Genomic DNA, 12,470 nt, shown 5'->3' with positions numbered 1-12,470 from the left:
GCATCAGGCCATGGACACCGACCTCCGGCTCTAGCCATCCGCCCTGGCCGTGGCCAACAGCTCCTCCGCGTGGGCCCGGGCCGTCTCCGAGTCCTCCTGGCCGGCGAGCATCCGGGACAGCTCCCGGACTCGCTCCTCCCCCTCCAGGACCTTCACTCCGGATCGGGTGACGGAGCCGTCGTGGGTCTTCTCCACCAGCAACTGCCGGTCGGCGAACGCGGCGACCTGCGGCAGGTGCGTCACGACCACCACCTGCGCGCTCTTCGCGAGCCGGGCCAGCCGCCGCCCGATCTCCACCGCGGCCTTGCCGCCGACGCCCGCGTCGACCTCGTCGAAGAGATAGGTGGGCACCGGATCGTTGCCCGCGAAGACCACCTCCACCGCCAGCATCACGCGGGAGAGTTCACCCCCGGACGCGCCCTTGGCGATGGGCCGGGGCGGCGCCCCCGGATGCGGGGCCAGCAGCAGTTCGACCTCGTCGGCACCGGCCGGCCCGTAGGCGACCGCACGCCCCCCGACCTCGACGCCCTCCGGGTCCTCGGTCTGGCGGATGTCGAAGGACACCCGCGCGTGCGGCATCGCCAGCGAGGCAAGCTCCGCGGTCACGGCGGCCGCGAACCGTTCCGCGGCCTCCGTCCGCGCGTCGGTCAGGGCCTGCGCCAGCCCGCCCAGTTCGGCCCGCAGGGCGTCCCGTTCGGCGGTCAGCTCCCCGGTCCGCTCGTCGTCCCCGTCCAGTTCGGTGAGCCGAGCGGCACTGTGCTCGGCCCACGCCAGCACCGAGGCCACGTCCTCGCCGTACTTCCGGGTCAGCGCGGTCAGCGCGGCCCGGCGCTCCTCGACGGCCGCCAGCCGCAGCGGATCGGCGTCCAGGTCGTCGGCGTACCCGGCGAGTTCCCCCGCGACGTCACCCAGCAGGATCCCGATCTCCCCGATCCGGTCCGCGAGCGCGGCCAGCGACGGGTCGTGCGACCGTACGGCGTCCAGGGCCCGCTGCGCGCCCGCGACGAAGGTCGCCGCGTCGATGCCCTCGGGGTCCTCCGGGTTGCCGGCGAGGGCGGCGTGAGCGGCCGTGGCGGCGGACGACAGCGCCTCGGCGTGTCCGAGCCGCTCCGCCTCCTCCGCCAGCTCCACGTCCTCCCCGGCGCGCGGTTCGACGCCGGCGATCTCGTCGAGCCCGTACCGCAGCAGGTCGGCTTCCTGAGCCCGCTCCCGCCCGCGCGTGACGATCTCCTCCAGCTCCACGGACACCGCCCGCAGTCGCCGGTAGGCCTCGGTGTACTTGGCCAGCGGAACCGCGACGGCGTCCCCGGCGTACCGGTCGAGGGCCTGCCGCTGCCGGGACAGCTTCAGCAGCCCCTGCTGGTCGGTCTGCCCGTGCACGGCCGCCAGGTCGTCGGCGAGCTCGGCGAGCAGCCCCACCGGCACCGAGCGCCCGCCCAGGTGCGCCCGGGACCGCCCTTCCGCGGACACGGTACGGCTGATCAGCAGCGCGCCGTCGTCGAGCTCGGCCCCGGCCTCCTCGGCCCGCACGACAGCCGAGTCGCCGGCGGACATGCTGATCCGCCCCTCCACGACAGCGTTCTTCGCCCCGATCCGCACCAGCGCCGGGTCGGCACGCCCACCGAGCAACAGCCCGAGGCTGGTGACCACCATGGTCTTGCCCGCACCCGTCTCACCCGTGACGGCGGTGAAGCCGGGCGACAGCTCCACGACCGCGTCGTCGATGACTCCGAGCGACCGTATCCGCATCTCCTCCAACACGGACACGACCTTACGAGGTCAGGGAGGGGAAGTGCGACGGCCCCCGCCCCTGTTGTGTGAAGGTGCAGGTAACGAATGTGCACAGCCGACGCTTGTCACCCGGGCGAGTGGAGGTGGCGCGGGGTCGCGGGGCCGTGTTTATGTGCGGCTCGGCGGCGTGGACGCGACCAGCCACGACCGCCGCGTGGCCCGGACGCTCCTCGTCCCCCGGGATCTCCAGGCCTAGGGCGTGTTGCGAAAGTCCCGCCTGCCGAGCGACGCCTGGCACGCACTCTCGCCGCACCGGTCGAAAACCCACGTACAACCAGTACGAGGGCTTCCGCCCGGCACACCGAGAGCACGCTCCCCCACTCTCGGCTGCGCTCGAGCGGGAGGGGCCCCCACGACGCCGCTCGGCCCGCCCTCCGGGCGGACGACGGGACTTTCGCAACACGCCCTAGTGGGGCGCCCCCCGCCATCCGGAGACCGGCAACGCGAACTTCGCCACCAACCGGTCCGTGAACGAAGCGTGATGCAGCCGGGCCAGCCGCACCGGCACAGCCCCCCGCCGCACCTCGACCCGCGCCCCCGGCGGCAACTCGACGGTCCGCCGCCCGTCACACCACAGGACACCCGGCGGGATGTGCGGCAGCACCTCCACCGCCAGCACGGAGTCCGGCGAGGTCACCAACGGCTTCGCGAACAGCGCGTGCGCACTGATCGGCACCATCAGCAACGCCTCGACCTCGGGCCACACCACCGGCCCGCCCGCCGAGAAGGCGTACGCGGTCGACCCGGTCGGAGTGGACAGCACGATCCCGTCGCACCCGAACCCGGTGACCGGCCGCCCGTCGATCTCGAGGACCACTTCGAGCAGCTTCTCGGCGGACACCTTCTGCACGGCCGCCTCGTTCAGCGCCCAGTCGGTGTGCACGATGTCCCCGTTGCGATGCACGACGACGTCGACCGTCATCCGCTCCTCGACCTCGTACGCCTTCGTCGCCACCCGCTCGACGACCCGGTCGAGGTCGTCCCGTTCGGCCTCCGCGAGGAATCCGACGCGCCCGAGGTTGACGCCGAGCATCGGCACCCCGGACGCCCGGGCGAACTCGGCGCCCCGCAGCAGCGTTCCGTCGCCCCCGAGCACGATCAGCAGCTCGCACCCGTCGAGGCACTGCGGAGTGGCCTCCTTGACCAGCTCCACCTCCTTGGGCAACGGCAGGTCGGCGGCCTCGTACTCCAGGACCCGCACGCCGATGCCCTCACGCAGCAGTCCCTTCACCACCAGTTCGGCGCTGCGGATCGCCGCGGGCCGCCCGGTGTGGGCGAGCAGGAAAACAGTACGAGCTCGGTTCTGGTTCAACGCGGCCCCTCCGCAACGGCACGATCGACGTCGGCCGGGTCCAGTTCGGGTGCCCCCGACCGCAGCCACAGAAAATACTCGACATTCCCGGACGGTCCGGGCAGCGGACTGGCGGTGACACCCTTCACGCCGAGCCCCAGTTCCCAGGCCCGCCGCGCCACCGCGCGCACGGCGTCGGCGCGCAGCTGCGGACTCCGTACGACTCCCCCACTGCCGAGCCGCTCCTTACCCACCTCGAACTGCGGCTTGACCATCATCACCAGGTCGGAGTCCGGCTTCACGCACCGCGCCAGCGCGGGCAGTACCAGTCCGAGCGGGATGAAGGACAAATCCCCCACGACAAGATCCACTGGTTCCCCATCAATCACTTCGAGCGTCAACTCGCGTACGTTCGTACGGTCCTTGACGGTGACGCGTTCATCGCTCTGGAGAGACCATGCGAGTTGTCCGTATCCGACGTCCACGGCGACCACGTGCGCGGCGCCCGCGCGCAGCAGCACATCGGTGAATCCGCCGGTGGACGCGCCGGCGTCCAGCGCCCGCCGCCCCTCGACGACGAGCCCTTCCGGAACGAACGCCGCGAGCGCGCCGGCGAGCTTGTGACCGCCGCGCGACACGTAGTCGGGGTCGCTGTCGTCGGCCGAGACCACGATCGCCGCCGCCGTCTCCACCTGGGTGGCGGACTTGGTCGCGACGGTCTTCCCGACGGTGACCCGCCCGGCGGCGATCAGCTGCCCGGCGTGCTCACGGGAGCGCGCGAGCTTCCGGCGGACCAGCTCCGCGTCGAGACGGCGACGTGCGACTCCTGCCACGTTCGGTTCAGCTCCTGTTTTCGTACTGGCCGGCGGGCGCCGGAGGTCCCGGGCGGGCGTCGAGCGCGGTCAGCGCGTCGCGCAGCCCCCGGTGTACATCCTCGTACACCTCGAGGTGTCCGTCGGTGGCGAGGTGGTCGGTGTCGCCGAGCCGGGCCAGCTGGGCGTCCACCTCGGCGTTCCCGGTGGGGGTACGGGGCACGTCCAGCGGGGCGGGCGCGGCGGGATCGTGGTCCGGTTCCGCCTGGCCGTCCGGTTCGTCCGGCACGTCGCGTACCTCGGGTACGGGGGGTGCCCCGGGTGCGTCTGGTACGGCCGTCGGAGCCGGTCCGTCCGTCGGGGCCGGCGCGTCCGCCGCCGGAACCTCCGCTTCCGCCCGGACCGCGAACTCGGGCACAGAGTCGCTCATGCCCAGACGCTACCTCGAAGCCCTGGGGTAACGTCGATCGCGATGGCCACGATCGAGGAGTGCCGCGCCGCACTCGAGAAGCTCTCGGACAACCTGCAGACCGCCGAGGGGGACGTCCGCACTGCCGCGGCCCTGGACCGCTCGGTGAGCTGCCACATCACCGACCTTGACGTCACCTTCGTCGGCCGGCTCGTCGACGGCCGGATCGAGGTGGCGGACACCCTCCAGGGACCGCCACCGGAGAAGGCCCAGATCAGACTCGCCATGGCGGGCGACGACCTGGTGGCCCTGGTGAACGGCGAGCTCAACTTCGCCAAGGCCTGGGGTTCGGGCCGGGTGAAGCTGGAGGCGGGCCTGAAGGACCTGTTCAGTCTCAGGAAACTTCTGTGACCACCGCGGCCGTCCGAGCCTTGCGCGCCGCCGGCACCACCAGCGGCGTGCCCGTCTCCGGGTCGTCGATGACCTGGCAGCGCAGTCCGAAGACGTCCTCGACCAGTTCGGCGGTGACGATGTCCTTCGGCGCGCCCTCGGCGATGACCGCACCGCCCTTCAGGGCGATCAGATGGGTGGCGTAGCGCGCGGCGTGGTTGAGGTCGTGCAGCACGGCGACCAGCGTGCGGCCCTGCTCCTCGTGCAGTTCGGCACACAGGTCGAGGACGTCGATCTGGTGCTGGATGTCCAGGAAGGTCGTCGGCTCGTCGAGCAGCAGCAACGGCGTCTGCTGGGCGAGCGCCATCGCGATCCACACCCGCTGACGCTGGCCGCCTGACAACTCGTCGACATAGCGGTCGGCGAGTTCGGCGACCCCGGTCTGCGCCATCGACTCCTGGACGACCCGCTCGTCCTCGGGCGACCACTGGCGCAGGATCCCCTGGTGCGGGTACCGGCCGCGGCCGACCAGGTCGGCGACGGTGATCCCGTCGGGCGCGATCGACGACTGCGGCAGCAGCCCCAGGGTGCGGGCGACCTTCTTCGCCGGCATCGACTGGATGACCTGTCCGTCGAGCAGCACCCGGCCACGACTCGGCTTGAGCATCCGTGACAGGGCCCGCAACAGCGTGGACTTGCCGCACGCGTTCGGACCGACGATCACCGTGAAGGAGTTGTCGGGTATCTCCACCGACAGCTGTTCGGCGATGACCCGCTGGTCGTAGGCGAGGGTCACGTTCTCGGCGGACAGGCGGTTCACTGTGCTCCTTGGATTGTTCGGCCCGTTACCGGCGCTGCTGTCGACGCTCATATCCGGCCCGCCTTGCGCTCGATGACCAGCAGCCACAGCAGGTAGACCCCGCCGAGGGCGCCGGTGACCACGCCGACGGGCAGTTGGCCCGCTCCGAACGCGCGTTGCGAGATCCAGTCGGCGGTGACCAGGAGGGTGGCGCCCATGCACAGGGAGGGAAGCAGGTTCGGCCCGGGCGAGCGGGTCAACCGGCGGGCCAGTTGGGGCGCGGTGAGCGCCACGAAGCTGATCGGCCCGGCCGCCGCGGTGGCGGTCGCGGTGAGCAGGACGGCGACCACCAGCATCATCATCCGCAGCCGCTCGACGCGCACTCCGAGAGCGTACGAGACGTCGTCGCCCATCTCCGTCATCCGCAGCCCGCGCGCGTTGGCGAGGACGAGGGGTACGAACACGGCGCACAGCCCGAGCAGCGGCCATACCTGGTCCCAGTCCCGCCCGTCGAGCGACCCGGTCATCCAGACCACGGCACTGGCCGCGTCAGTGAGGTCGGAGATGGTGAGCAGATAGCTGTTGAGCGCCGTGAGCATCGCGGCCACACCGATGCCGACCAGCACCAGTCGATAGCCGTGCACGCCCCGCTTCCAGGCGAGCAGGTAGATGGCGAGCCCGGTCACGAGACCGCCCAGGAGTGCCCCGACGGTGACCTGGGCCGCGCTCCCGTGCATCAGCACGATCACGATCAGCGCACCGGCCGCCGCTCCCTGTCCGAGCCCGAGCACGTCCGGACTGCCCAGCGGATTGCGGGAGATGGCCTGGAACAGCGCACCCCCGAGTCCCAGCGAGGCGCCCACCAGGAGTCCCACGAGGACCCGGGGCAGCCGCAGCTCGTTGATGATGAACTCCTGGCCCGCGTTGCCGTCGCCGACCAGCGACCTGAGCACGTCGGCGGGCGGGATCGGGAAGTCTCCGGTGCCGATCAGCACGACACCCGCGGTCAGCGCGGCGAGCAGCAGGAGTGCGACGACGACGACGGCACGGACGTCCAGCCGGATCGAGAGCCCGCCGGGGGTCCTGAGGACACGGGTGGTCTTCACAGCTGGGCCAGCCTCCGCCGACGTACGAGAAAGATGAACACGGGTCCCCCGATGAGCGCGGTGACGATGCCGACCTGCACCTCCGCGGGGCGCGCGACGACCCGGCCGAGGACGTCGGAGCCCAGCAGCAGCACCGGCGACAGGATGGTCGCGTACGGCAGGATCCAGCGCAGGTCGGGGCCGGTGAAGGACCGGACGACGTGCGGGACCATCAGCCCCACGAACACGATCGGCCCGCAGGCGGCGGTCGCGGCCCCGCTCAGCACGGTCGCGGCGAGCATCGACAGCGCCCGGGTGCGGTTCAGGTCGGCGCCCAGCGCCTTGGCGGTGTCGTCGCCCATGGCGACGGCGTTGAGCGGCCGGGCCAGGGCGAGCGCGAGGACCGAGCCGGCCAGCAGGAACGGCAGCACCTGCGCGATGGTCGAGTCGCTCGCCGAGGACAGCGAACCGACCGTCCAGAAGCGCATCCGGTTCAGCGCCGCGTCGTCCAGGATCATCACGGCCTGGAGATAGCCGTACAGCGCCGCACTGATCGCGGTGCCGGCCAGCGCGAGCCGAACCGGCGTCGCACCCCGGCTGCCGCCCAGGAACCAGACCACGGCCCCGACGGCGGCCGCGCCGAGGAAGGCGAACCACACGTACCCGCTCAGCGAGGTGACCCCGAGGAACGAGATCGCGGTGACGACCGCGGCGGACGCCCCCGCGTTGATACCGAGCAGCCCGGGATCGGCCAGCGGATTGCGGGTCAGCGCCTGCAGCACGGCCCCGGACAGCCCGAGCGCGGCACCCACCAGCAAGCCCAGCACGGTCCGCGACAGCCGGTCGGCGACGACGACGTCGGCGTACGTCCCCGACTCCTCGAACAGACCGTGCCAGACCTCTGTCACGGAGAGCGCCTTGGCGCCGATCGCGATGCTCGCCACCGCGACGAGCACCAGCGCCACGACCGAGAGCAGCAATCCGACGACGCGTATCGCCCTGCGGTTGGGGGGCGCGGGGGCGGTCTCCGCGCGCTGTTCGGGGGGACTGTCGACCAACACGTGGTTAGGTTAGCCTACCCTCGCATTCGGTCACGATCCCGGTGTCACGAAAGCCCACGGGACCATGGGTTCACAAGCCCAGCCGTGCCAGTGCCTTGCCCCCGTCCAGCTCGCACACACCATCACCGGCCGCCGTCCAGGCCGCCGCGCACAGCGCCCGCAGCCCGTCCAAGGCCTCGCCGTCACCGTCGAGTTCCAGCCTCCCCCCGGTCCCGGCCCGCGCCGTCCACCCGCCGCACCGGAAGCCCTGCCCGTCCTCGGTGACCTCCGGCTGCCCGGTGAGCAACCCCCGCAGATCGGCGTCGACATACGTCGGCCGGTGCTGCGGAGGCGCGGCCAGCAGCTGCGGCCCGTCCGTGACCCCGGTCAGGACGAGCAGCGAGTCGACCTCCCCGTTGAACGCCCCCTCGATGTCGGTGTCGAGCCGGTCCCCGACGACCAGCGGGCGTTCGGCACCGGTCCGCAGAACCGTCTCCCGGTGCATCGGCGGCAGCGGCTTGCCCGCCACCTGCGGATCGGCACCGGTCGCGATCCTCACGACCTCCACCGCCGCTCCGTTGCCCGGCGCGATGCCGCGCGCGCTCGGGATCGTCAGGTCGGTGTTGGAGGCGAACCACGGCACCCCGCGCCTGATGGCGTAGCAGGCCTCGGCGAAACGACTCCACGTCAGGTCGGGCCCGCCATATCCCTGGACGACCGCCGCGGGATCGTCGTCGGCCGACTCCACCGGCTCGAGTCCGCGCTCACGCAGCGCCACCCGCAACCCCTCGCCGCCGATCACCAGCACGCGCGCACCGGACGGCACCTGCTCGGCGATCAGCCGTGCGACCGCCTGCGCGGAGGTGATGACGTCCGAGGCTCCCGTCGGTATGCCCAGCTCGGTGAGGTGCTCGGCCACGATGTCCGGCGTGCGCAGCGCGTTGTTGGTGACATACGCGAGCCGCATGCCGCCCTCACGCGCGGTGGCCAGCGACTCCACGGCGTACGCGATCGCGTTCCCGCCCGCGTACACCACCCCGTCCAGATCGAGCAGCGCCGTGTCGTACGCCTCGCTCAGGGCCTGCCCACTGCCCTCGGGCCTCGTCCTGACACGCTGGCTCATTCCGCATCGCTCCTCGTTCGACGGCTTTCCCCCGATCATCCCGCATGCCACTGACACACGTACGATGCCGGGATGAACTCAGCAGGTCACTCGGAAGCAACGGCGCCCCGAGGCCTGGAACTCACCCCGTTCCGAGGCCTGCGCTACGACCCCGACCGGGTCGGCAACCTGGCCGCCGTGACGTCTCCTCCGTACGACGTCGTCGTGCGCCCGGACGGCGTGCACCACCTGCAGTCCGCCGACCCGCACAACATCGTCCGACTGATTCTCCCGCAGGCCGCGACCCCCGCCGAACGCAACGCACAGGCGGCCCGCACCCTGCGCGGCTGGCTGTCCGAGGGTGTCCTGACCACCGACTCCCAACCGGGCCTGTATGTCTACGAACAGAGCGACGGCGATCTCCTGCTCCAGCGCGGCGTCATCGGCGCCCTGCGCCTGTCGGACCCGTCGGAGGGTGTGGTCCTGCCCCATGAAGACGTCATGCCTCATGTCGTCGCCGACCGTGCCGCCCTCATGCGGGCCACCTCGGCGAACCTGGAGCCCCTGCTCCTGACCTACCGCGGCGACGGCGCCGCGTCCGCCACCAACGAGCTGGTCGAGCGGCTCGCCGAACAGCCCCCGCTGCTCGCGACGACCACGGAGGACGGCTACCGCCACCGTCTGTGGTCGGTGACCGATCCGACCGACGTGGGCCGCGTCCAGTCCGACCTGGCCCGCCATCAGGCCCTCATCGCCGACGGCCACCACCGCTGGGCCACCTATCGGCGTCTACGCGCGGAGCACACCTCCCCCAGCCCCTGGGACTACGGCCTGGTCCTCCTCGTCGACACGGCCCGCTACCCCCTGCGCGTCCGCGCCATCCACCGTCTCCTGCACGATCTGCCCGTCGCGGCCGCGGTGGCCGCCCTGGACGGCCTGTTCCGGGTACGCCGCATCGACGTCCCCTTGGCGCAGGCGCTGGAGGCCCTGGCGGAGGCGGCTCGCGAGGGCAACGCGTTCCTGCTGGCCGGCGACGGCACCTTCCATCTGATCGACCGCCCGGATCCTGCCCTGTTGTCCCGCACGGTCCCCGTCGAGCATCCCGCAGCCTGGCGCACCCTCGACGCGACCGTCCTGCACGCCGCTCTCCTCGACCACGTCTGGCACATCCCCGAGGACGACCCCGCCCGCGTCGCCTACATCCACGACACGGCGGCCACGATAGAGAAGGCCGAGCGTGACGGCGGTACGGCCGTCCTGATGCACCCCGTCCGCGAGGAGGTCGTCCGCGATCTGGCCCGGCTGGGCGTCACGATGCCCCGCAAGTCGACGTCGTTCGGGCCGAAACCGGCGTCAGGTCTGGTACTGCGCGCCCTGGACCTGTAGCACCCCGGACAGCAGAAAGGGTGGGATCCCGAACCCGGGACCCCACCCTTCTCTCAAGGCCGTCAGTCCTTGCCGTCGCCGTTCACGTCGTCGTTCTTGTCGTCGCTCACGGCGTCGTCCTCGTCGTCGTTCTCGTCGTCGTCCCAGTCGCCGTCCTCGGCCTGCTCCACGGAGGCTTCCTGGGGCTCGACGTCGGCCGAACGCTTGCTCTCGACCGTGCCTTCGCTCTCGCTCTCGCCCTCGTTCTCGTTCTCGTCGAAGGCGTCGACGAATTCGACCCCGTCGAGCTCGGCGAGCCGGTCCGAGGCGTCGGTGCTGCCGTCCTTGTCGGCCTCAATGGCCTTGGCGAACCACTCCCGCGCCTCGTCCTCGCGCTCGGCGGCAAGCAGGGCGTCGGCGTACGCGTACCGCAGCCGCGCGGTCCACGGCTGTACGGAGTGGGAGGCCAGCTCGGGGCTCTGCAGCGTGACGATCGCCGCGTCCAACTGCCCCATGTCACGCCGGGCACCGGCCGCGACGAGCCGCATCTCCACCTGTCCGGCCTTGTCGAGTTTGTGCACCTCGGCGGCGCCGGCCATGTCCAGCGCCTTCTCCGGCCGCCCGAGCCCACGCTCGCAGTCGGCCATGACGGGCCACAGCTCCACGTTGCCGGTCATCCGCCGCGCTGCCCGGAACTCCGCGAGGGCCTCGCTGTACTTCTGGTTCGCGTACGCCGCGAACCCGGCCGCCTCACGTACGGCGGCAACCCGCGACGCGAGCCGCAGGGCCACCTTGGAGTAGCCGTAGGCGCCTTGGGGGTCCTCGTCGATGAGCCGGGCCACCATTACCAGGTTCTTGGCGACGTCCTCGGCGAGCCCCTTCGGCAGGCTCTGCAGTTCCTGCCGTACGTCCTTGTCGATCTCGTCGCCGGTGACGTCCTCGGGGATCGGCAGCCGCCTGATCGGCTCCCGGTCCCGGTCACGCTCGTCACGGAAGCGACCGCCACCGCGCCGGTCGTCGCCGCCGCGCCGGTCATCACGTCCACGGAAGCCACCGGGACGGTCACCTCGGTCGTCCCGGCGAGGGCCACGGGCACCACGGTCTTCCCGACCCCGGAATCCGCCCCGCTCACCACGGTTGTCATCACGCCGGAAGCCACCGCGGTCGCCGCGGTTGTCATCACGCCGGAAACCGCCGCGATCGCCACCGCGGTCATCACGACGGTCGCCACCGCGTTCCCTGTCACGATCGTCCCGCCGGAAGCCACCCCGGTCGCCACCGCGGTCATCACGCCGGAAGCCACGATCACGGTCGTCACTCCGGAACCCACGGTCCCGGTCCCGATCATCACGCCGGAAGCCCCCACGGTCACCGTCCCGGCGATCGTCGGTACGCCGATCGTCTCGGCGGTCATCACGGCGGTCGTCCCGACGGAATCCACCGCGGTCACCCCCACGGTCGTCACGGCGATCGTCACGCCGGAAACCACCGCGGTCACCCCCACGGTCGTCACGGCGGTCATCACGGCGCCCATAGCCGGCACCCCGGTTGTCGTCCCGCCGGAAACCACCACGGTTGTCGTCCCGACGCTCCCCGCGGTCGTCGCGGCGGAAGGTGGGACGGTCTCCATCACGTCGGGGACCACGGTCACGATCGTCACGACGTGGCCCGGAGGGTCGGTCGTCACGACGCGGTCCGGAGGGTCGGTCGTCACGGCGCGGTCCGGCGGAACGGTCATCCCGGCGCGGCCCGGCAGGACGGTCGTCCCGTCGGGGCCCAGCGGAACGGTCGTCCCGTCGGAACGCGGGACGCGGTCCGCGGTCGCCTTCGCGTCGGTCATCCCGCCGGCCGTAACCGCCCCGGTTGTCGTCCCGCCGGAACCCACCACGTTCGCCACCACGGTCGTCGCTCCGACGATCATCACGGCGGTCATCACGGCGGTCGTCGCGACGGTCATCCCGCCGGTCGTCACGTCGGAAGCCACCACGGTCACCACCGCGGTCAGCACCGCGGTCATCGCTTCGACGGTCGTCTCGACGTCCGTACCCACCACGGTCGTTGTCGCGACTGAAGCCACCACGATCTCCGCGGTAGCCGCCGCGGTCACCCCGGTCACCACTGTCCCGTCGCCGCTGGTCGCGCTCCGGTCGATCGTCGGGAGAGTTGGTGGACATGGGTGACTCCTGTCTTTGGTACTGCAAGTCATTCTCGCGCAGTCGGGTACCCGACGCGCTCTGGAAAAACAAAAGGACCCCTGGTCCCCAGCTGAACGCTGGGGACCAGGGGTCCTTCCAAAAATTGTTCGGCGGCGTCCTACTCTCCCACAGGGTCCCCCCTGCAGTACCATCGGCGCTGTAAGGCTTAGCTTCCGGGTTCGAAATGTAAC

12 protein-coding genes and 1 rRNA gene are annotated in these 12,470 nt (G+C 71.5%); 3 read left to right on the top strand and 10 right to left on the bottom strand.

All coding sequences use genetic code 11. The features are described from left to right. Positions 1–30: 30 nt before the first annotated feature. The 4 genes from recN to ACFYRY_RS38445 form a co-directional block, all read right to left on the bottom strand. Entirely contained in the window at positions 31–1,749 is a 1,719-nt protein-coding gene (recN, locus tag ACFYRY_RS38460) for a DNA repair protein RecN (protein WP_389157105.1), read from the bottom strand. 448 nt (positions 1,750–2,197) lie between these two features. Then, positions 2,198–3,103, bottom strand: a complete 906-nt coding sequence (locus ACFYRY_RS38455; RefSeq protein WP_356775005.1) for an NAD kinase — start codon at positions 3,101–3,103, stop codon at positions 2,198–2,200. Then, positions 3,100–3,915, bottom strand: coding sequence for a TlyA family RNA methyltransferase (locus tag ACFYRY_RS38450; protein ID WP_389156758.1), 816 nt, complete (start codon positions 3,913–3,915; stop codon positions 3,100–3,102). The genes ACFYRY_RS38455 and ACFYRY_RS38450 overlap by 4 nt, the downstream gene beginning before the upstream one ends. Positions 3,916–3,922: 7 nt before the next feature. Further along, positions 3,923–4,324 carry a hypothetical protein gene (locus ACFYRY_RS38445; RefSeq protein ID WP_389156756.1) on the bottom strand — a complete coding sequence of 134 codons (402 nt, stop codon included), beginning with the start codon at positions 4,322–4,324 and terminating at the stop codon, positions 3,923–3,925. Positions 4,325–4,366: 42 nt separating this feature from the next. Between ACFYRY_RS38445 and ACFYRY_RS38440 the strand changes: the two genes are divergently transcribed. After that, entirely contained in the window at positions 4,367–4,714 is a 348-nt protein-coding gene (locus tag ACFYRY_RS38440) for an SCP2 sterol-binding domain-containing protein (RefSeq protein WP_389156754.1), read from the top strand. On the opposite strand, the gene ACFYRY_RS38435 is transcribed toward ACFYRY_RS38440, so the two are convergent. The 4 genes from ACFYRY_RS38435 to ACFYRY_RS38420 all read right to left on the bottom strand — a co-directional run bounded on the left by ACFYRY_RS38435 (position 4,698) and on the right by ACFYRY_RS38420 (position 8,740). After that, the gene (locus ACFYRY_RS38435; protein ID WP_389156751.1) at positions 4,698–5,564 is read right to left on the bottom strand and encodes an ABC transporter ATP-binding protein; all 867 of its coding nucleotides are present in this window, start codon (positions 5,562–5,564) and stop codon (positions 4,698–4,700) included. The two genes, ACFYRY_RS38440 and ACFYRY_RS38435, sit on opposite strands and share 17 nt — an antisense overlap. Continuing rightward, on the bottom strand, positions 5,561–6,598 hold the full coding sequence (locus tag ACFYRY_RS38430) for a FecCD family ABC transporter permease (protein ID WP_389156749.1): 1,038 nt from the start codon (positions 6,596–6,598) through the stop codon (positions 5,561–5,563). The genes ACFYRY_RS38435 and ACFYRY_RS38430 overlap by 4 nt, the downstream gene beginning before the upstream one ends. Then, positions 6,595–7,638, bottom strand: a complete 1,044-nt coding sequence (locus ACFYRY_RS38425; protein WP_389156746.1) for a FecCD family ABC transporter permease — start codon at positions 7,636–7,638, stop codon at positions 6,595–6,597. The genes ACFYRY_RS38430 and ACFYRY_RS38425 overlap by 4 nt, the downstream gene beginning before the upstream one ends. Before the next feature lie 70 nt (positions 7,639–7,708). Continuing rightward, entirely contained in the window at positions 7,709–8,740 is a 1,032-nt protein-coding gene (locus tag ACFYRY_RS38420; RefSeq protein ID WP_389156744.1) for an HAD hydrolase-like protein, read from the bottom strand. Positions 8,741–8,812: 72 nt separating this feature from the next. On the opposite strand from ACFYRY_RS38420, the gene ACFYRY_RS38415 reads away from it, so the two are divergent. After that, the gene (locus ACFYRY_RS38415) at positions 8,813–10,105 is read left to right on the top strand and encodes a DUF1015 domain-containing protein (protein WP_389156741.1); all 1,293 of its coding nucleotides are present in this window, start codon (positions 8,813–8,815) and stop codon (positions 10,103–10,105) included. Positions 10,106–10,167: 62 nt separating this feature from the next. Here the strand turns inward: ACFYRY_RS38415 and ACFYRY_RS38410 are convergent, their stop codons facing one another. After that, on the bottom strand, positions 10,168–10,929 hold the full coding sequence (locus ACFYRY_RS38410) for a hypothetical protein (RefSeq protein WP_389156738.1): 762 nt from the start codon (positions 10,927–10,929) through the stop codon (positions 10,168–10,170). Here ACFYRY_RS38410 and ACFYRY_RS38405 point away from each other — a divergent pair. Further along, positions 10,897–12,264: a hypothetical protein gene (locus tag ACFYRY_RS38405; protein WP_389156735.1), complete on the top strand. Its 1,368-nt coding sequence runs from the start codon at positions 10,897–10,899 to the stop codon at positions 12,262–12,264. The genes ACFYRY_RS38410 and ACFYRY_RS38405 overlap by 33 nt on opposite strands. Positions 12,265–12,384: 120 nt before the next feature. Here the strand turns inward: ACFYRY_RS38405 and rrf are convergent. Further along, positions 12,385–12,470 (bottom strand): 5S ribosomal RNA (rrf, locus tag ACFYRY_RS38400); the annotation flags it as partial.

The sequence above is a fragment of the Streptomyces sp. NPDC005263 genome (assembly GCF_042872365.1).
In the GTDB taxonomy this organism is placed as follows: Bacteria; Actinomycetota; Actinomycetes; order Streptomycetales; family Streptomycetaceae; genus Streptomyces.
The sequence above is the reverse complement of the archived record's forward strand: the minus strand, read 5'-3'. Positions and strand labels throughout refer to the sequence as shown.

Excerpts from the sequence above, each read along its gene's own strand:
- ACFYRY_RS38440 (WP_389156754.1), top strand. The coding sequence starts at position 4,367 with ATGGCCACGATCGAGGAGTGCCGCGCCGCACTCGAGAAGCTCTCGGAC.
- ACFYRY_RS38435 (WP_389156751.1), bottom strand. The coding sequence starts at position 5,564 with ATGAGCGTCGACAGCAGCGCCGGTAACGGGCCGAACAATCCAAGGAGC.
- ACFYRY_RS38445 (WP_389156756.1), bottom strand. The coding sequence starts at position 4,324 with ATGAGCGACTCTGTGCCCGAGTTCGCGGTCCGGGCGGAAGCGGAGGTT.
- recN (WP_389157105.1), bottom strand. The coding sequence starts at position 1,749 with ATGCGGATACGGTCGCTCGGAGTCATCGACGACGCGGTCGTGGAGCTG.
- ACFYRY_RS38415 (WP_389156741.1), top strand. The coding sequence starts at position 8,813 with ATGAACTCAGCAGGTCACTCGGAAGCAACGGCGCCCCGAGGCCTGGAA.
- ACFYRY_RS38420 (WP_389156744.1), bottom strand. The coding sequence starts at position 8,740 with ATGAGCCAGCGTGTCAGGACGAGGCCCGAGGGCAGTGGGCAGGCCCTG.
- ACFYRY_RS38410 (WP_389156738.1), bottom strand. The coding sequence starts at position 10,929 with ATGGTGGCCCGGCTCATCGACGAGGACCCCCAAGGCGCCTACGGCTAC.